This is a genomic window from Paraburkholderia lacunae (assembly GCF_003353175.1).
Classification (GTDB): domain Bacteria; phylum Pseudomonadota; class Gammaproteobacteria; order Burkholderiales; family Burkholderiaceae; genus Paraburkholderia; species Paraburkholderia lacunae.
Window position 1 is genome coordinate 41,051 of record NZ_QHKS01000009.1, and the last position, 17,807, is coordinate 58,857.

The window sequence follows — 17,807 nt, forward strand, 5'->3', positions numbered from 1 at the left end:
CGTGATCCCGGTGGCCAGGGATGTCTTTGACGAGGGACGCGGCTGTCGTGGACGCCCGGATTGGCTATTGCGCCGGCGCCACCTGCAGCCAGCGAAATACCTCTCGCCAATGGTCGGCGGTCATCGGGCCGAACCAGTCATTGTGACCGGCGCCAGACAATAACAAAAAGCGCGCATGCGGATGCAGGCGGGCGAGCCGCTCGGCGTGCCATACGGGGATAAGCGTATCCAGCTCGCAGCCGACTACGACGACTTGACCTGCGTAGTGCTCGAGCGCATCGACTGTATCGAACGGGGCATGCAGTATCCATCGCACTGGAAACAGCCGTAGCTTCTCCGCTGCAACGCTTTCCAGCGAATCCCATGGCGTGACAAGCAGCACACCGGCGACCGCTGATTCTTCACCTCGGATAGCTTGCGCTGCCATACCGGCACCCAGCGACTCGCCAACCAGAAATATCGATTCGGCCCATTGAGCGCGGGCGTCGGACAGCGCACTTCGCGACGCGGCCAACGCAGCCTTCATCGTTCGCCTGCCCTGTCGCCCGCCATAGCCGGGATATTCGACGAGGACAACGCGGTAGCCAAGGCGCACGAACACTTCGGCAAGCGATTGTTTGTTCTCGGCAGACTCTGCGTTGCCGTGATACACGAGGAACGTTCCAATCGGCTGGCGGCCGACGGGTGCGATGACGTATCCCGCGTACCCGCCTCTGGGGTACCAGGGTTGGACATCATAGTCCGCATGACGCCCCATCCGGATATCAGCCACGTTTGCCGCTGGCGGGAGCAAAAGCCGGTCCTGGAACACGTAAAGGGTGACCACTGCCACAACGTAGACGACAAGCGCCAGCCGCAGGCCGGAAAGAAACAGTGTCATATCCATTCCTCGCGAAGACCCATCGATCGGATGGCGCTACCGTTCCTGGCGGTATCGTGCGACGCCCTGGTTTCTTTGGGGTGGCTGCTGGCAAAGTTTCCCCAGCAGGGAAGTCACCCTTCAGGCGAGCTTCGTCACGCCGTTCATTGTCAATTATGGCCGCCGGGAACCGTGGGTCTGGGCGCTGGAAATTCTTCCTGCCTATGACGCCATCGCGCGGATGAAAAGCCCGGCGCACTGGCAGACCGATGTGCTCGCCAGCTGGATACTGGGCACTGGGCACGGCAGTCGGCTATTGGAGTACCACGCGGGATACACCGATATTCGTTCAGCTACTTCCGCATGGGTTCAGTGTGGGCTTGTCAAAGCGATTCTAGAGTCAGGCTTCCCGTCGGCGCTGGCGAATACCACGGCCGACCATGACTATCCATCCCGTGAGGAGCACGCGCAATGACGACTACAGTCGTATTGAATTCCACCATCACGTGCCCGGTGTGCGGACATAGGAAAAGCGAGACGATGCCCACCGACGCCTGTGTGTGGTTTTACGAATGCGAGCATTGCAAGACAGTACTCAGGCCGAAACCCGGTGACTGCTGCGTGTACTGCTCGTATGGAACCAACAGGTGTCCGCCAATGCAGCAGTCTGGCTCGTGCTGTGCGAGCCAGGTCAGGTGACAGCGTCCCACGCGGTATTGAGCGAGTGTCGTTGTCCCAGGCACGCTGCATCGGCGCTGGATATCGTGAGGCGATTTGATGAACCTTGTGGCGCTTCGCCTAGTGCCGGTCTTGCGAAACACCGCGCAGATTTTCACGAACGCGTTTGGTGACCAGCACGGTAAGGTAGTCCATGATTCGAGCACCGTCGCTGTATTCGGCCCACGTTTCCGCATACATTTTCGACACCGTCTCAGTAGGCGTATTGGTGTCCGTGGCGATTGCCTTGACGACGTCTTCAAAGTTGGGCTGGACCATAGTGTGCTCCTGACTTTCGAAGAGAAGGGGCGTGCGGAAAAGCGATTAGACGACGTTGCCGACGCGCAGGCAAATTGAATCGACCTATCGTTGAGGCAGGTCAGTTGTCGCCATTTTGTCTACACAGATTCTGTCGCTTACCTGACCAGTTGCGTGCTTACTTCACCTCTGCGCGACCGCTACCGGCGACCCTGCAGATGCACACGTTGAGCGCGCACTGCACAAATCCAATCGTTTCAGAGGCTTGCCCCGCTTGCTCGCGAATTGTCCACAGCCTTGCAAACAGATTACGTGGACAACTTGCGGGCCATACCCGCAGCGTGGCATCGCCGATGCAGTCTGGGAAACGCTCATAAACCGTATATACTGTTTATATCATTTCTCAATCAGGAGATGAACATGAGCGAAGCAAGCATCAGGAAGCCGACGAAGAAGGCCTTTCACTTCCCCAAGAACGCCAACGGTCACGCGAAGACCGGTGACAAGCGGGCACATGAGGTAAGCGCGCCGGCCAGCGAAGTCGCAGAGGCAAAACCTGTCTCGACAAAGGCCCCAAAACAGAAGCGCGCCGCAGCGGTCGAGGCGGCACCAGCCAGTGCCGCTACCGAAATGAAGCCGAAGCGCGCGAAGAAGGAAAAGGTTGTGCGCGACAGCTTTACCATGCCGACGTCTGATTACGAAAAAATCGCGGCGCTGAAACAGAAGTGTCTTGATGCAGGCGTATCGGTGAAAAAGAGCGAGCTGCTACGGGCTGGCCTGCTCCTGCTCGAATCGGCTGCACCCAAGCGTCTGCTGGCAGCCATTGCCGCAGTCGAAACCGTCAAGACCGGTCGACCAGCAAAATAGTAGCGGGGTGGTTTCTCGCGGCACACGACAAGCGCGCCAGCAATTCTTTGCTGCTTATGTCTGCCTCGCCCGACTTGCTCCGCCACTCATTCCGACGCCGGGGTTCGGAACTTGCGTTCCTCGTGCATCTGCTCGAGTTGGCCTCTTCAAGGTTTTCAAAGGTTTGTACAGGCACGCTGCGGTTGATGACTTAATGTTTGCAGTCGCCAATTGCAGCGTGTAACTGAGTACTGCGTGAGTACTGCATAACAGGCGACTTCGGCCGAGGAGCGAAGATGTCGGATAAGCATCTTTCCAGCAGGTTTGATGTCGACCTCAACCTGCTTTCAACGAGGCTGTTTGAAATGGGCGGGCTGGTCGAGGCACAGATTGCGCGCGCGATGGAGGCGCTGAACACATTTGACCTGTACCTCACATTCGACGTGGATCTTGTCGAACGCGTCTTCGACGGTGAACGCCGGCTCAATGCGATGGAAATCGAAATTGACGAGGAAATTAGCAACATCATCGCCCGGAGGCAACCAGCCGCTCGTGACCTGCGCCTCCTGATGGCCGCCTCGAAATGCGTCGCGAACCTCGAGCGTGCGGGCGACGAGGCACACAAGATAGTGAAGCGAACCCGTCGGATTGCCATGGAAGCAAACGCTCAGAACATCAACATCACTGAAATCAAGGTTTCGGGCGAAATGGCTTCAAACGTTCTTCGCCGGGCTCTGGATGCGTTTGCCCGGATGGACATGACTGCCGCAGAACAGATTATCCGCGACGACGAAGCCATCGATAGCCAGTTCCGGACGTTCGTGCGCAAACTCGTGACATACATGATGGACGACGCGCGAACAATTTCCACGGGGCTGGACTATCTGTTCATTGCGAAGGCCATCGAACGTATCGGCGACCATGCGACCAACATCGCCGAGTCCGTCGTCTATGTGGCTCGCGGCACCGATATTCGCCACGAACATAGAAAGCAGCAGGAGCGCGACGGTTCGCGCAGTTGACGGCGAAGCGAGCGGGCAGTTCTCGGAACGCAGGTGCCGATGCGCTGCGGTCATCCGCTCAACGCTAGCAGTTGCATTCGAATAAGCATCTCGGGCAATGGAAATCGAGCCGCCGGGTCGACGAGAGGGCGTCGTTCAAAGTTGGCACGCCAGGCTTATGCACAGTGGGATTGCGATGCGGCAAACCGTGAGTCCCTACAACGTCGGTAATCGCTCAAAGTGTTCGAAGCGGGCAAACGGTGGCAGGACCTCGGTAACCTCGAGCCTGTCGACAAGCGCGGCGGGCATGCCCTCACCTAACCAGGCACATATTTCTGCAAGCTGCTCCGGCGAGCCCTGAACCATCACCTCCACCGAGCCGTCCATGCGGTTGCGAACCCAGCCGGTGACGCCCAGTGCATGGGCGCGGTGTACACAGGCCTCCCGATAGCCAATGCCCTGCACGAGGCCGTGCACCCTCACCAGCCGCATCTCGAGCACCCCATCTTTCTGGTCGTCTTCCATCCGCGTAGTTCCAGCGTTGGTTGTCACGATGTCCTGCGCGCCGAAGGGCGCCGCATGAACGCGCCTATTGCGGAGTTGGGAAGCTATCGCGTCAACGCTACCCACTGGTGAGCGGCGCCCCACCAGCCGTCTATCTGCCAAAGCTATCTTAATGACGGCAGGCCGGCAATCTCTGCAAATTCCTTTTGGCGTGCGGTGCGACGGTTGGCCGCCTATAGTGGAACTACGGTCGCTTTATGGCGAGTTTGCTTTCAGGACCCGTATTTTTGACGAGGACGGCAGAATGGCTACCGCTTCTGGTTTTGTTGACAGCCCGCAGGAAGAGACGCCGCAATCGCTGCTGGCGCTGGTTCAATATCTCGAACTCTCGCTGGACAAGGGGAAGTGCATCGTCATGATGCGCCACGACGCGGACGTATGTTCGGTCTACGTCGGCGATCCGGCGGACGAGGAGAACGAGTTGACCGGTCACGGAACCATTGCAGCGGGCGTGGCTAACGAGATACTCGAACTGACGCAGGCAGGTGTAAACCGGCTAGCGATCGGCGACCAGACGTACCGGTTTGTTCGAAGCTTTACGCACGTTGATGGTGTCGGAGCGGTAGTTTTCGGACCGGCGTAGGCTGCCGCGGACTGACGTCAGCCAAGTGCTAGCCGTGGTTATCGACCCAGGCACGCGCCCAGTCTAGTCCCGCGAGCTGGGCCTCTTCTTCCGTATCAAAAACGCCGAGTACTCCGGAGGCTTCAACCATCTTTGTTTCGCGGGTGATGGTTCCGCTGGCTGCGTATCGTTCAGGCAAAAGAACATCCTCTTGCTGAAGTATGGCGTGACCGAAGATGCGGTATCCCTTGTAGCTTCCCGATTCCATCAGCGCGCGACCTCAACATGCGAGTCGTGAGCATCGACGCGCAGAATGTTTCCCTCTGGCGTTATCTGCCGCGGAATATACGACATGTCTGGAGTGACACGTCGCGTGCCTGCACCGGCGGCTCCCTGCTTCACGGCGAGCTTCGTGGTGGTGGTAGGCATGCGATGCGCTCGTGCTTTTACCAAATGGGGCACACGCCGCTTATGCGCAGGCGATTTGGGCGCGCCTGCTCCCTGAAGCAATCCACCCCGAGCTTCGGGCGGATTCCAGATTTCTATGTAGCGCTCACCTGCAAACGCGGACGAAGTACACGCCAGTAAGAGCAACCCGCATCCAACCAGTTTCACGATCGTTTCTCCTTGGTGAAGCGCTTCAATCTGTCGCTGCAGGATACATCCCCTCCCACGCACGATCCGTCACAACCATCACAGTAGTGGCGATCGCGCACAGCGCCGTCAACACGCCAGACATCCGCTTCCACCGGACTAGCGGTACCAACAGCGTGGCCGTTTTCGGAGGCGTAAAACGTTGGCTCTCCCGCGTTGCCCCGACGGATGGCCTCGTCGATTTCCTGCGTGCCAAATGCCGCTTTCATGTCAGCGACAAACGCAGCAATCTCCTGCATCGGGTGGCGGACCGACTGGCGAACGCACAGATCCATGAAGCCTCTCCCGAATGACTGCCTGTTCGGCGTTGCGAAATGCCATGCAGAATACTGTACATCTATACAGGTATTTGCGCAATTCAACGACTGTCCTGCCACCGGCCCCGGGAAGCAATACTCCACGGCCCGCGCATCCCGACGATGTTTACGTGAGTGGATGTTCACGTGAGTCGAGACGGCGTTTCACGTTTCAGATGGCGTCCGGCATCACCGTGCTCGCGCCAGGTTTTCCTGCTTGAGTGCGGGGCTGCGGCACTCTATGCTCGGAGTGCTGTTCCTCTTCAGGAGTTGGTCATGAAAGGCGCTGCAGTGAACGTGCATTTCGATGCAAAGTTTTTGGTGCTGGACCTGGCAGACGGCCGGGCCGCTTATTTTCCGCTGAAGTTGTTTCCGGTCCTTGAGTCTGCGTCGTCGATCGAACGTGAGCATTTCGCCATTTCGATTGACCGGCAGCAGTTGTACTGGCCCGAACTCGGCGAAGATGTCGACGTGACGGCATTGCTGCTACCTCTCGATGACCCGAAGCTTCACTGAGCTAACCGCATATCATCTGGTCAGATTTGCTTAACCGTACCGCAGCCTTTTGCAGGAAGGGGACCGTCGGACTACGGCACCACTGCCTCTCGAACGGCTCACCGTTTTGCTAGTGGACATCGAAACTGACATCGGCGTTGCCGCGCGTGCCGCCGTATCGGCGAAACGGTCTATCGCTGGGCGCGCTCGATCCTCCAGGACGTCGACGCGATGCGCGACGATCTGTCGAATCTGCGGGTAAATCCCAAGGGGTCGTTGCGTATCAGTGCGAGCCAGCGCCTCGGGCGCAGCCACATCGCGCCAATCGTGTCGCTGATGAAAAAACGCTATCCGGAACTGGAAATCGGGCTGGAGCTGGTTGATCGCCGCTCGGCGCAGTCGGCCAAGGTGCGCGTCTGCGTCGACTTTCTCAAACAGGAACACGCGCAAGGGGAGTTCGCGTTGTGGAAGACTTAGCTCACCGCAAACTGCTGAATAGCTGAGCTACCAGATCGCGCAGCCAGCGATTTCCTGCTTCGTGATGATAGCGGGCGTGCCAGTGCTGCCGTACCGCAAATTCCTCCACGGGTATCGGACACGGATGCACCGACAGGTCGTTCACCTTCGCCAGCGTCTCGCCGATATGCCGCGGCAGCGTGGCGATCAGGTCGGTCGTCCGGATGATTGCCCCCAGCCCGAGAAAACCCGGCAGCTCGAGCACTACGTCCCGCTCAACCTGCTCGCGCACGAGCGCTTGCTCCAGCAGTTGCGCCCCGGTCCCCGCCGCGATGACCACATGCCCTTCCGCGCGGTACTGCTTTAACCCGAGCTTTCCGCGCACGCGTGGATGATGCTTATTCATCAGACACACCCAGTCCTGCGTGTACAACTGCTGCTGGTAAATCCCGCCGCCGAGCCAAGGTATGTGACCGATCGCAAGGTCCGCCTCACCGGATTCAAGCGCCCGTTCGGTATTGCCGTCGATCCTCGCCGCCTCCAGACGGATGCCCGGTGCCTGCGCGCGAACGTGCGCCAGCATTCGCGGAAGCAACGTGATGTGGCTGGCGTCGGTCATGCAGATGCGGAACCGCCGTTTCGCGGTGGCTGGATCGAACTCGATCTCCCAGGCAGCGAAGCGTCGTAGCGATTCGAGAATCTCCCGGCACGGCCCGATCAGCGCATCGGCTTGCGGCGTCGGCGCCATGCCGCCCGGTGTTCGTATGAACAGCGGGTCCTGCAGATGCTCCCGCAAACGCCCCAGCCAGATGCTGATCGTGGGCTGACTCTGTCCGAGCTGCTCCGCCACGCGCGTGACGCTGCGGACATCGTAGAGAAGATCGAAAAGCTGCAATAGCTTCAGATCGGGGAGTTCTGCAGGGTTCATAGCGATATTGCCTGATGCAATGACGTCATTGTATCCATTGCATTGCCGACATGAGCACCGAATCGTATCTTGATCTCCAGATTAGGGAGACGACCGTGAAGATTGCGATTCTGGGTGCGGGTGCTCTGGGCTGCGCCATTGGCGCAGCGCTGACCGAAGGCGGCAACGACGTCTGGTTGTTGAACCGTTCGGCGGCACACGTGGAGGCCATGCGGCGTGATGGCCTGAGGGTGGACGATACGAGTGGCTCACGTCGCGTGAAGGTTCAGGCCACGACGCGCGCCGCCGAGGCCGGCGTCGTCGATCTGGTGGTTGTGCTGGTCAAGTCATTTCATACCGATGCTGCGATGCGCAGCGCACTCGAACTGATCGGACCCGACACGCTGGTCCTGTCGTTGCAGAACGGCCTCGGGCACGAAGATGTGCTTGCGGACATCGTGGGTCGCGAGCGCGTACTGGCCGGCAAGACCTACGTCGGCGGCGTGATGCGCAATCCGGGGCACATTGAGTCCGGCGTCGCCGGCAAGGCGACTTGCATCGGCGAACTCGACGGCCGGATCACCTCCCGCGTGACGGCAATCGCCGAAATCTTCAATGCCGCCGGGCTGGCCACCACGGTCAGCCACAACATCGTCGGCACGATGTGGGACAAGCTGCTGGTCAATGTCGCAACAGGCGCACTGACGGGCACCACCGGCCTGACCTACGGGCAGCTTTACGACGAGCCGCTTCTGAAGACGGCGGCGCTCGCAGCGGTCGCCGAAGCGATCGCGGTCGCCCACGCGGCAGGCGTAACGCTCTCCACCACCGATCCCGAAAGGCCGTGGACCCTCGCCGGCGAGGGACTATCCGCCACCTTCAAGACTTCGATGCTGCAAAGCCTCGAAAAAGGCTCGATCACCGAAATCGACTTTATCAACGGCGCGGTCGTGCGCTGGGGACAACGGCACGGCGTGCCGACGCCCGTCAACGCGACGCTGGTGGCGTGCATCAAGGGCATCGAGCGCGCTATGACCGACCGACAACACGAGCAACATCTTGCATGGGACCAGAGTAAGTGCTCTGCATGGGCCCGGAGTAAGTGCTAAAGCACTAACTCCGGCCGACAGCTAAAGCGCTAACTCTGGTCGACCGCTTTGCATGGGACCAGAGTAAGCGCTAAAGCGCTAACTCTGGTCGACCGCTTTGCATGGGACCAGAGTAAGCGCTAAAGCGCTAACTCTGGTCGACCGCTTTGCATGGGACCAGAGTAAGCGCTAAAGCGCTAACTCTGGTCGACAAAGGAGACAACCGCATGAACGGCAGTAAGGCCTATCTGGAGCATGTCGCCATCTGGGTGAAGGACATCCACTGGCACATCCGCTTTTTCGAAGACGTGCTCGGCATGACGAAGCGCGAGGTCGACGGCACCGTCGAGGAACCACGGCAGTACTGGACGCTCGGTGGTTTGCAATTCATCCATAACCCGCAGCATGACGCGCCTGAAGGCCGCCTCGCCCACCTGGGCGTGATGTGCGAAGACATGGAGGCCGCGCTGGCCGCTGCACAAAAGTATGGCGTCAGCGAAATGCCGCAAGGACGCAACTGGCTACGCCTGCCGGACGGCCTCGCCGTCGAACTGATTCAGGCCAGGCCTGCCACCTGCGTCGCACAGGCGCTGGCGATCAATCCACGTTCGGAGGTGTGACATGACGGTCATTGAAAAATACTGGGATGACGCCAGCGAAGGCGACGAGTGCGTGAGCCCGACTTACACCGTCACCAAAGAACGCATCCTGGCCTACGCAGACCTCACCGGCGATCACACGCCGGTTCACGTGGACGAGGAATACGCGAACGCGAGCCACTTCGGTTCGATCGTCGCACACGGTCTGTTTGGCTTGTCGATCGCCGATGGGCTCAAGACGCAAAGCGACTATCGTTTCCTGCCTGGCATGTCGCTCGGCTGGACGTGGGACTTCAACCTGCCGATCAAGGTCAACGACGTACTGCATGTCAGATTTCGCGTCGGCGCGATGCGAGCAAGCAAGAGCCGCTCCGACTGGGGGATCGTTGTACTGCCGTCCGAGCTGGTCAATCAGGACGGCAAGGTCGTCCAGCATGGCGAGCATCGACTGATGGTGCCGCGCCGACCGGGAGCGTTCTGATGCAAGCACGTCCTCTCGAAGGTATTCGCGTCGTCGACTACAGCCATTTTCTGGCCGGTCCGTATGCTGGGCGCTGTCTCGCGGCGCTCGGAGCCGAAGTCATCAAGGTCGAGCGGCCCGGCAGCGGCGATGCCGGGCGTCAGCACGCCACGGTGCTCGACGACGAGCAGAGCGGCTATTTTCTGCAACTCAATATGGGCAAGCGCGGCGTCAGCGTCAACATGCGCGATGCGCGTGGCAAGGAGTTCATGCAGCGCCTGTGCGACTCGGCGGATGTGTTTGTCGAGAACTACCGACCGGGTGCGTTGAACAAACTCGGGCTCGGTTATGACGAACTGTCCGCGCGCAATCCGAAACTGGTCTACTGCTCGATCTCGGCATATGGCCATACGGGCCCCGATGCGCACCGCGCCGGCTTCGGCCTGATTGCCGAAGCGAAGAGCGGCATTATGCAGATGATCGGCACTCCCGGCGAGCCGCCGCCGCTGATGCGCATCTCGCTCGGCGATATGTACACCGGCATTCACGCAGTGGCGGCGATCAATGCCGCGCTGCTCGGTCGCGTGAAGAGCGGCCGAGGCCAGCATATCGACATGGCGCTGTACGACACATTGGTGTCGATGCATGAATACGCGGTGCAGTGCTACACGATGCAAGGCATCGTGCCGGAGCAAACCGGTCACGATATGCCCACGTCGACGCTCTACGGCGTGTTCCGTGCCGCCGACGGCGACCTCGTAATCGCAGCGCAGGTGGACGATGCGTGGAAGCGCTTCGCCGCACTGGTAGAGGCTCATGGCGGGCCGGCTGGTTTCGGAACCGACACCCGCTTTCACACCCTCGCGGGACGCAATACGAACCGGTTGGACATTCTGTCCGTCGTGAAGCCCTGGGTGTCAAGCCGACCGGTCCTGCAGGTGCTCGAGCTGCTGGATAGCATCGACGTGCCTTGCGCGAAGGTGCAGCGCATCGACGAGGTGCTGGCCGATCCGCAGATCGTCGCGCGCGGCATGGTGGTCGAGCAGGAGCATCCGCGCTACGGCAAGTTGCGTCTGCCGAACCTGCCCTTTCGCTTCTCGGATTGCGATACGACGGTCCGCGAGGTCGCGCCCGATCTCGGTCAGCACAACGCGGAAGTGGCGCAATCGCTGGGCTTCGGCGCAGCCGAAATCGACGCGATGCAAACCGATGGTGTGTTGTATTCAACGGTGAGGCCATGATGAACGACCAGTACGCAGTGATCGGCAACCCGATCGGACACACGAAATCTCCGCTGATCCACGGGCTCTTTGCAGAAGAGTCGCAGCAGGACATGTCCTATACGGCGATCGAGGGTCCGCTGGAGCCGCAGGACGCGTTCGCCGATACCGTGCGCGCATTCATCGCAGCGGGCGGCAAAGGCATGAACGTGACCGCGCCGTTCAAGCTGAAGGCGTTCGCGATGGCCGACGAGCGCAGCGAGCGCGCGACACTGGCAGGCGCCGCTAACGCGTTGGGCTTTAAGGACGGCCGGATCATCGCCGAGAACTTCGATGGCGTCGGCCTGTTACGCGACATCGAAGTCAACCTGAACCTGCCGATGGCCGGCAAGCGCGTGCTGGTCCTCGGCGCGGGTGGAGCAGTGCGTGGCGCATTGCTGCCCTTCCTTGCCGCGCGACCCGCGGAGCTGGTCGTTGTCAACAGAGATATCGCGAAGGTTCGGGCGCTGGTCGATCAGGTCGCCACGAGCGGGTCGCTGGCCGTCTGCGGGTACGGCGATCTGGAAGCGATGGGACAGTTCGACCTGGTGGTCAACGCGACGTCGGCCAGTCTCACCGGCGATCTGCCGCCGGTTCCACCAAGCGTTTTCAGTCCCACAGGCGCGGCTTACGAACTCGCCTACGGCAAGCGGCTGACGCCCTTCCTGAGACTCGCGCGCAATGCAGGTGTGCTGGGTGTCGCGGACGGTGTCGGCATGCTGGTGGAGCAAGCGGCAGAAGCGTTCGCGTGGTGGCGCGGCGTGCGGCCTCAGACTCGTGCCGTGATCGACCGGCTCACGGTGCCGCTCGCTTGAAAATGCAACGGAGTGACAAATGAAAACGGTCCTGATGCTTCACGGTATCAACCACAATATGTTTGGCAAGCGCGACCCGGTGCAGTACGGAACGATCACACTGGCCGAAATCGATGCCCGGCTGCAGGCTCTCGGCTTCGAGCTTGGCGTGCAGGTGGAATCGTTCCAGACGAATAGTGAAGGGGCAATGTGCGAGCGTATTCACCAGGCCTTCGAGGAGCGCTGCGGCGCCGTGCTGATCAACGCCGGGGCGTGGACACACTACAGCTACGGCATACGCGATGCGCTGGCTATTCTCACCTGCCCGGTTGTCGAACTGCACATGTCCAACATTCACGCCCGGGAGCCGTTCCGGCATCACTCGGTATTCGCCGAGATCGTCGATGGGCAAATCTGCGGCTTCGGGGTTGAGAGCTATCTGCTGGCCTTGCGAGCCGCAGTTGCTCAGAACAAACATAAGTAAAGCAATCGGCAATCTGGCGCCGAGCCAAAGCCGGCATCAGCACGAATTGGCGTTAGTGCGGCTTTCACCAATGCTCTTTTGTTTGACGTCTTTTTAGTCAGCCACGATTCGACCTGCCACCCCAACACGGATAGCCGACGCGCGGAGCGTCGAAGTAATCGGCGCGGACCGCAGCACCGATCATGTTGACGGTGAGCCGGCCCGCGGTGATCGATGTGATGTTGTTCACGTCAGCCGATGGAGTGATCTCAACGATGGAGATGGGGTGCATCAACTGTCGCGATTGCGGGTACCCACATCTCGATCTCGGCGATTTCGCTACGATATGGACAGACGCTTCGTCACTTCTTCCGCAGTGCTCGTGTATATTTTGGCCATCCGGCTCGGCATTCGAGCCTTCCGCGTAGGCGACGTGCAGAAGGAAGGGAGAGGTCCGTTCCCTTTCAGTGTTGGAAATGGAGCGACCTTGGGATCGAAACCAGAACAACAACTCAAAATTCGGATACCAGCGATAAGCGGCCTGATGGCATTTGAAGCCGTCGCGCGCTTGAGCAGTTTTTCTAAGGCGGCCGAAGAGTTGTCTGTGACGCAAAGCGCCGTCAGTCACCGCATCTCGCAGTTGGAGGCACAGCTAGGAACCCGACTTTTCATTCGGGTTGGAGCGAACACTTCACTGACACCACACGGCGAGCAATTGTTGGAGCATGTCGTCAGGGGGTTGGACTGCTTTCGAGAGGGCATCATGTCCCTCCAGACAAGCCAGCGATCCGTCATTCGGCTCAGTTTGCCTCCAGCTCTGGCATCCAACTGGCTTATCCTGCGCCTTTCATCATTCCAGCGAATCCACCCGGAGGTCGAGCTCGAGATTTCCGTCACGTCACGTTTCCTGAATTTGCGAGCCGGTGAAGCAGATGTGGCTATCCGGTTCGGTAATGGTCAATGGGATGGGCTGGATGCCATCAAGCTTTTACCTGTCCGTATATTTCCGGTGTGCAGCCCTTCATATCTCGTTGCCCACCCTTGGCTGAAAGCGCCTTCGAACCTGGAGGGAGCGACTCTGCTGAGGCAAACAATTACACCATGGAAGCCGTGGTTTGAAGCAGCGGGTCTACCTTGGGAGGAGCCAACCCAAGGGACTCTTTTTAGCGAGGTATCGTTGCTGATCGAGGCGGCAGAATGTTCACAAGGAGTAGGACTAGTCCTGAGCGCCTTGGTGAAGTCCCAGCTCGAAAGTGGCGTGTTGCTCAAGCTCTTCGACGTTGTTCAGGAAACTGAGAAGGCCTATTACGTGGTCATGGCAAGAAATGCTGAGCACAGTCTGCAGGTCCGACGCCTGATTGATTGGTTGATCGACAACGCCTGAAGCAGCACGCGAGCGAATCGAGTAGTGGGTGGTGCGTCAGTGGTCTTCTATTCAAGCGTTATTGTGTGCCACCTCATCTCTAGAATGGGAGGCCATGTCGTCACGCCCCCCATCTAAGCTGTCGAGCTTCGTAGAGCTCTGCTTTGCTTCTTCTATTTCTTTTGATCATACTGCCGACTCTTTTCTCTTGAAATCGCCGATGCGCTGAGGATCCGTCTTGTTATAGAACTGATTCAATCGTGCTGCGACGTCCTTGCCAGATGCCATGCGGCTATATCCCGCAACTGCCTCCTGATGCAGCTGGTCGTCCAGGCCGCGCCCAATCATGTTCAGGATGGTCAATTTCGCAGACCGAATGGCAGCTTGGTCATTTCGGAGCAAACGAGCAGCCATGTCTTCGGCTGCATCCATGAGGCTGTTGTGCGCCACCACCGAAGAGACAAGGTTGAGCTGGTAGGCTCGTTCGGCGGTGATTGGGTCTGCAGTCAGCAGGAGTTCCAAAGCAGGACCAACACCGCAAGTGTTCACGAGCCGTGGGATACCGCCGTCGCAGTGGTGGAATCCGCGCCTGGCTTCTGAAGAGCAAAATACCGCCTCCTCAGACGCAATACGAATATCGGATGCCAGAGCGAGCTCGAATCCTGCCGCCATCGCCCAACCGTTGACCGCAGCGATAATGGGCTTATCGATTCGGTGCAGACCCCGTGTGATTCCACCCAGACCCATCTTGGCGATGTCCTGAATGTCTTGAGGAGATGCGCCAATGACTGTCGGCACAAATTTCTTGAGATCCATGCCCGCGCAAAATGCTTCTCCTTGTCCTGTCAGGATCGCCACATCGGCTTCCGGGTCGTCCCTGAACTGTGAGAAAGCTGCGATGAGCAGGCTGTGCACGTCCTGATCGATCGCATTCCTGGCATCAGGCCGGTTGATCGTGATTTTTGTGATCCGGTTTTTTGTTTCGCAGAGTAGCTTTTCCATGTTCCCTCCAATCATTGCATGACCTCTAAATGGGAGCCCTCTTAGGAGCGCATTTCCGATTTGATTTGCTTGATGGACTTGCCCTTGAAACCCCAGCACTCTGTAGGTACTCGTGTGAAAACCACGTAAGGGGGCAGTGCGTTTTTGCCAAGGAGATCGGTGAGTGTTGCTTGAATAGACTTCATCGCTGTAGCCATCTGCTGTTCGTCAACAGCATCCGCCGCGATCAGAATTTCCACGAAGGCGCCTGTGCCGGCGGTTGATTCGTCAATCGCAATGCCAGCAACTGACCAAGTGCCAGCGTCGTCCCAAAGCACACGGGTCGAAACAAGTGCTTTCAGGGCGCCGAGATCCCGTTCAATGATCAAGGCCATTTCCCGGTGCAACGTGTTGATCCTGGCCGCTTCCGGCTTCTTCCCACAAAGCACTACGGTTGCGCTCGGCATACGTTATCTCCTTCTGTTAAGGGTCTATTCCCTCGAAAAACTCTAGCCGAAGCACCTTTTCCTGGAATGATGTTTTTTCATGCCCCTATTAGAGGGGCTCATCGAAGGTTGGAAGTCTCATAGAGGCATGAGAAACTTTCATCCCACAAAACTTGGCCACTCGTACATTTGCTCCTCATTAAAGCGAGCGAATGGAGACGAAATGGACTTTCGCGATCACATTTATATCGACGGCCATTGGGTATCCCCGGCTTCCCATCGACGGATTTACGTCATAAACCCATACACGGAACAGGCGATAGGGAGGGTGCCTGATTCAGACTCAAGGGACGTGAATTTGGCTGTGCAAGCGGCGAAGCGCGCTTTTCAGAGTTGGTCGGCAACTTCCATTGGGGAGAGAGTTAGGCTTCTGAAGCGCTGCAGAGATGCTTTCTCGTCGAGGATAGACAAGTTGACTGCGGCAATTCTCGCTGAAGTCGGCATGCCGGAGACGCTGACTAGCAAAATTCAGGTGGGATTCCGGCAGCCATCTTCTCGACCATCCACGCTTTCAGCGATTTCACACCTGGTTGAAGTTCGTCCGCATCGGGGTGTACGAGATAGTATCCATTCGGCAGCGGCAGCGCTTTGCCGAACGGTTCGACAAGCGACCCTTCAGCAAGCTCGGACTCCACGAGGATGGGACTTGTCAGGACCACCCCTTGTGCGCGCACGGCTGCTTCGATTGCCATCAAGGACTGATCGAATTGAATGCCGGCGATCGCTTCGATCTGCGCTTCGCCAAGATTGCTGAAGCGCGTCAACCAGGCCGACCAGTGCGGATGCAACGTGTTGTGGAGCAGCGTCGCCAATCGAAGGTCTTCGGGTCGCTTCAATTTCCACTTCTTCGCGTAAGCCGGGCTGCAGTAGACGCGCCCCTCATCGGGGCAAAGCAGTTGAACTGAAAGCTGCGGATCGGCGCCGTTGAAATATCGGATCGCGAGATCGACGGCATCGAGTTCGAAATCGACGAGCGTGGTGGACGTCGAAAGGCTCAGCGCGATTCCCGGGTGCGCCTGCAGCAAGTCCGCCATGCGCGGAGCAAACCACTTTGCGGCAAAGCTCGGCGGCATCGAAAGCCGCAGGCCTTTGTTCCGACGTTCCCGCAAGCGGCGGCTTGCATGGATGATCTCCGCGAGCGCCGGCTGGATTCGCGCGAAATACGCGCGGCCTTCGGCAGTCGGCGTCACCTGCCTTATCTGCCGCACAAACAGGGCGACGCCGAGCCATTCTTCGAGCTTCTGGATTTGCTGGCCGACCGCGCCGGGCGTCACGCTCAGCTCTTCGGCAGCTAGAGTAAAACTGCCGAGCCGCATTGCAGCCTCCATAGCCACCAAGGCCTTCATGGGCGGGATGGGTCTCATGGCGTAGTTTTCCTATTGCATTGGAAAAATTTAATCATTTGTACCGCATCGGCGGCGTAACGACAATGAAGACTGGAAACATTCTTCGAGTTCGTCGCCATGAACCCCGCCTACCTCGCCTTTGCAGCGCTCGGCCTCATCTGGGGCACCAACTTCATGTTCATGAAATGGGCAAGTGTCGACATATCGGCGTCCCAGATCGTCTTTCTCCGGACGTTGTTTGGCTTCCTGCCTATCCTGGCAATCGCGCTGATCAGGGGCGAGCTGAAATGGCGCCATCTGCGCCACGCACCTCATTTTCTCGTAATGTCGCTGCTTGCCACCGTGGTCTACTACTACGCGTTCGCGAAGGGGGCGGCGCTGCTGCTATCCAGCGTGGCGGGCATGCTAAGCGGAGCGATCCCGCTGTTTTCTTTCCTCGCCGCATGGGCGCTATTGGGCCTGGAGCGCCCAACTGCGCGGATGATTTTTGGCATCTTGAGCGGCTTTGTGGGCGTGTTGATGATTGCACGGCCATGGAATGCCCATGCAAGCGGCTTGGATTTGCTCGGAGTCTTTTATATGGTCGCCGGTTCACTCAGCGTCGGATGCTCGTTCGTGTACGCGCGGCGCTTTCTCTCCGGCCTCGACCTCTCGCCACTGGCGCTTTCGACATGGCAGATCGGCTTCGCGCTTGTCGTACTGAGTTGCATCACAGACTTCCACGGCATGGCCCGTGTAACAGGTGACACGCGAGCAGCGCTTGGGCTCGTCTTGGGTCTCGGGCTGACAGGAACGGGGATTGCCTACATCCTGTATTACTACATTGTCGGGCGGCTCGGTGCGGTCGCGGCTTCCAGCGTGACGTATATCCCGCCTGTCATTGCCTTGCTGTTGGGATTGTCGATCGGCCACGAACCGATGCGCCCGCTCGATCTGATCGCGATGGCGGCCATTCTCGCGGGAGTCTACCTGCTCCAGAGCCGGGCGCGCGAGAAGCCGACTGGCGTGCCGCAGACTCGATCAGCGATGGGTTGGATGCGGTCGCGTTGATCGGAACGATGTCAGTGGCCGTTTGATTCGTTTGGGGACTGTTCAATGAAACCGCCGGCTTCCGCACGCCCCAATCAGGCGAAGTTCTGGCGAGAGCCGGCGTTCGCCGGCGCGGAATTACTGAGAGCGCAATACCGGTCACCAAGTGCCATCTGGAATTTCCGCGTATGCGTCTGCTTCTTGGGGCGGAGCGGCCAAAGGTATCGGCGTGGCGCGCGATATATGCCCGTTTCACTGTCTGGTTACGCCTTGTCAGGTAAAGCTCAGCGGCAGGTAAGAGCCC

The 17,807-nt window shown here is 59.0% G+C and carries 25 protein-coding genes and 1 pseudogene; 16 read left to right on the forward strand and 10 right to left on the reverse strand.

From position 1 onward, the window contains the following. Positions 1-64 precede the first annotated feature (64 nt). Complete coding sequence (locus tag DLM46_RS15225) at positions 65-880, reverse strand: alpha/beta hydrolase (protein ID WP_115101797.1); 816 nt, start codon at positions 878-880, stop codon at positions 65-67. A gap of 25 nt (positions 881-905) precedes the next feature. Between DLM46_RS15225 and DLM46_RS41120 the strand changes: the two genes are divergently transcribed. Both DLM46_RS41120 and DLM46_RS40320 read left to right on the forward strand, forming a co-directional pair. Then, positions 906-1,334, forward strand: a complete 429-nt coding sequence (locus DLM46_RS41120; protein WP_341868590.1) for a phosphatase PAP2 family protein — start codon at positions 906-908, stop codon at positions 1,332-1,334. Next, positions 1,331-1,558 carry a GDCCVxC domain-containing (seleno)protein gene (locus DLM46_RS40320; protein ID WP_115101584.1) on the forward strand — a complete coding sequence of 76 codons (228 nt, stop codon included), beginning with the start codon at positions 1,331-1,333 and terminating at the stop codon, positions 1,556-1,558. The genes DLM46_RS41120 and DLM46_RS40320 overlap by 4 nt, the downstream gene beginning before the upstream one ends. A 99-nt stretch (positions 1,559-1,657) precedes the next feature. Here DLM46_RS40320 and DLM46_RS15240 read toward each other — a convergent pair whose 3' ends face one another. After that, on the reverse strand, positions 1,658-1,855 hold the full coding sequence (locus DLM46_RS15240) for a DUF3562 domain-containing protein (protein ID WP_115101585.1): 198 nt from the start codon (positions 1,853-1,855) through the stop codon (positions 1,658-1,660). 399 nt (positions 1,856-2,254) lie between these two features. Here DLM46_RS15240 and DLM46_RS15245 point away from each other — a divergent pair, with 399 nt between their 5' ends. Together DLM46_RS15245 and phoU are read left to right on the forward strand one after the other, a co-directional pair. Further along, complete coding sequence (locus DLM46_RS15245) at positions 2,255-2,701, forward strand: hypothetical protein (protein ID WP_115101798.1); 447 nt, start codon at positions 2,255-2,257, stop codon at positions 2,699-2,701. A 275-nt stretch (positions 2,702-2,976) separates the two neighbouring features. Next, positions 2,977-3,702 (forward strand): phosphate signaling complex protein PhoU, encoded by a 726-nt coding sequence (phoU, locus tag DLM46_RS15250; protein WP_115101586.1) that lies wholly within the window; start codon positions 2,977-2,979, stop codon positions 3,700-3,702. A gap of 195 nt (positions 3,703-3,897) precedes the next feature. On the opposite strand, the gene DLM46_RS15255 is transcribed toward phoU, so the two are convergent. Next, on the reverse strand, positions 3,898-4,206 hold the full coding sequence (locus tag DLM46_RS15255) for an acylphosphatase (RefSeq protein ID WP_115101799.1): 309 nt from the start codon (positions 4,204-4,206) through the stop codon (positions 3,898-3,900). Between the two features lie 283 nt (positions 4,207-4,489). On the opposite strand from DLM46_RS15255, the gene DLM46_RS15260 reads away from it, so the two are divergent. Further along, positions 4,490-4,828: a hypothetical protein gene (locus DLM46_RS15260; RefSeq protein ID WP_115101800.1), complete on the forward strand. Its 339-nt coding sequence runs from the start codon at positions 4,490-4,492 to the stop codon at positions 4,826-4,828. 28 nt (positions 4,829-4,856) lie between these two features. Here DLM46_RS15260 and DLM46_RS15265 read toward each other — a convergent pair whose 3' ends face one another. Continuing rightward, positions 4,857-5,075 carry a hypothetical protein gene (locus DLM46_RS15265; RefSeq protein WP_115101587.1) on the reverse strand — a complete coding sequence of 73 codons (219 nt, stop codon included), beginning with the start codon at positions 5,073-5,075 and terminating at the stop codon, positions 4,857-4,859. Positions 5,076-5,418: 343 nt separating this feature from the next. Continuing rightward, entirely contained in the window at positions 5,419-5,736 is a 318-nt protein-coding gene (locus DLM46_RS15275) for a hypothetical protein (protein ID WP_115101589.1), read from the reverse strand. Positions 5,737-6,033: 297 nt separating this feature from the next. Between DLM46_RS15275 and DLM46_RS15280 the strand changes: the two genes are divergently transcribed. Together DLM46_RS15280 and DLM46_RS15285 are read left to right on the forward strand one after the other, a co-directional pair. Next, a complete protein-coding gene (locus tag DLM46_RS15280) occupies positions 6,034-6,273 on the forward strand; it encodes a DUF2442 domain-containing protein (RefSeq protein ID WP_115101590.1) in 240 nt (79 codons plus the stop codon). A gap of 210 nt (positions 6,274-6,483) precedes the next feature. Continuing rightward, positions 6,484-6,729 carry a hypothetical protein gene (locus DLM46_RS15285; RefSeq protein WP_115101591.1) on the forward strand — a complete coding sequence of 82 codons (246 nt, stop codon included), beginning with the start codon at positions 6,484-6,486 and terminating at the stop codon, positions 6,727-6,729. A gap of 1 nt (position 6,730) precedes the next feature. Here DLM46_RS15285 and DLM46_RS15290 read toward each other — a convergent pair whose 3' ends face one another. Beyond that, positions 6,731-7,636: a LysR family transcriptional regulator gene (locus DLM46_RS15290; RefSeq protein ID WP_115101592.1), complete on the reverse strand. Its 906-nt coding sequence runs from the start codon at positions 7,634-7,636 to the stop codon at positions 6,731-6,733. A gap of 95 nt (positions 7,637-7,731) precedes the next feature. Between DLM46_RS15290 and DLM46_RS15295 the strand changes: the two genes are divergently transcribed. The 6 genes from DLM46_RS15295 (at position 7,732) to aroQ (ending at position 12,299) form a co-directional block, all read left to right on the forward strand. Beyond that, on the forward strand, positions 7,732-8,724 hold the full coding sequence (locus tag DLM46_RS15295) for a ketopantoate reductase family protein (protein WP_115101801.1): 993 nt from the start codon (positions 7,732-7,734) through the stop codon (positions 8,722-8,724). A gap of 206 nt (positions 8,725-8,930) precedes the next feature. Next, on the forward strand, positions 8,931-9,323 hold the full coding sequence (locus tag DLM46_RS15300; RefSeq protein WP_115101593.1) for a VOC family protein: 393 nt from the start codon (positions 8,931-8,933) through the stop codon (positions 9,321-9,323). Between the two features lies 1 nt (position 9,324). Next, positions 9,325-9,783 (forward strand): MaoC family dehydratase, encoded by a 459-nt coding sequence (locus DLM46_RS15305; protein WP_115101594.1) that lies wholly within the window; start codon positions 9,325-9,327, stop codon positions 9,781-9,783. Beyond that, positions 9,783-11,003, forward strand: a complete 1,221-nt coding sequence (locus tag DLM46_RS15310) for a CaiB/BaiF CoA transferase family protein (protein ID WP_115101595.1) — start codon at positions 9,783-9,785, stop codon at positions 11,001-11,003. The genes DLM46_RS15305 and DLM46_RS15310 overlap by 1 nt, the downstream gene beginning before the upstream one ends. Beyond that, entirely contained in the window at positions 11,003-11,836 is an 834-nt protein-coding gene (aroE, locus tag DLM46_RS15315; protein ID WP_115101802.1) for a shikimate dehydrogenase, read from the forward strand. Before DLM46_RS15310 ends, aroE begins: the two co-directional genes overlap by 1 nt. 19 nt (positions 11,837-11,855) lie before the next feature. After that, positions 11,856-12,299 (forward strand): type II 3-dehydroquinate dehydratase, encoded by a 444-nt coding sequence (gene aroQ / locus DLM46_RS15320; protein WP_115101596.1) that lies wholly within the window; start codon positions 11,856-11,858, stop codon positions 12,297-12,299. 97 nt (positions 12,300-12,396) lie between these two features. On the opposite strand, the gene DLM46_RS39430 is transcribed toward aroQ, so the two are convergent. Next, positions 12,397-12,570, reverse strand: a complete 174-nt coding sequence (locus DLM46_RS39430; RefSeq protein WP_165847982.1) for a hypothetical protein — start codon at positions 12,568-12,570, stop codon at positions 12,397-12,399. Positions 12,571-12,660: 90 nt separating this feature from the next. Here DLM46_RS39430 and DLM46_RS15325 point away from each other — a divergent pair, with 90 nt between their 5' ends. Then, a complete protein-coding gene (locus tag DLM46_RS15325; protein ID WP_165847983.1) occupies positions 12,661-13,662 on the forward strand; it encodes a LysR substrate-binding domain-containing protein in 1,002 nt (333 codons plus the stop codon). 165 nt (positions 13,663-13,827) lie between these two features. Here the strand turns inward: DLM46_RS15325 and DLM46_RS15330 are convergent, their stop codons facing one another. Together DLM46_RS15330 and DLM46_RS15335 are read right to left on the reverse strand one after the other, a co-directional pair. Further along, the gene (locus tag DLM46_RS15330) at positions 13,828-14,643 is read right to left on the reverse strand and encodes an enoyl-CoA hydratase/isomerase family protein (protein ID WP_115101803.1); all 816 of its coding nucleotides are present in this window, start codon (positions 14,641-14,643) and stop codon (positions 13,828-13,830) included. Between the two features lie 41 nt (positions 14,644-14,684). Continuing rightward, on the reverse strand, positions 14,685-15,089 hold the full coding sequence (locus DLM46_RS15335; RefSeq protein WP_115101598.1) for a hypothetical protein: 405 nt from the start codon (positions 15,087-15,089) through the stop codon (positions 14,685-14,687). Positions 15,090-15,291: 202 nt separating this feature from the next. On the opposite strand from DLM46_RS15335, the pseudogene DLM46_RS41265 reads away from it, so the two are divergent. Further along, a pseudogene (locus tag DLM46_RS41265) lies at positions 15,292-15,531 on the forward strand (aldehyde dehydrogenase family protein); the annotation flags it as partial. A gap of 55 nt (positions 15,532-15,586) precedes the next feature. Here DLM46_RS41265 and DLM46_RS15345 read toward each other — a convergent pair. Continuing rightward, positions 15,587-16,492, reverse strand: a complete 906-nt coding sequence (locus tag DLM46_RS15345) for a LysR substrate-binding domain-containing protein (protein WP_115101599.1) — start codon at positions 16,490-16,492, stop codon at positions 15,587-15,589. A 99-nt stretch (positions 16,493-16,591) separates the two neighbouring features. On the opposite strand from DLM46_RS15345, the gene DLM46_RS15350 reads away from it, so the two are divergent. After that, entirely contained in the window at positions 16,592-17,524 is a 933-nt protein-coding gene (locus DLM46_RS15350) for a DMT family transporter (RefSeq protein WP_115101600.1), read from the forward strand. The last annotated feature ends 283 nt before the right edge of the window (positions 17,525-17,807 follow it).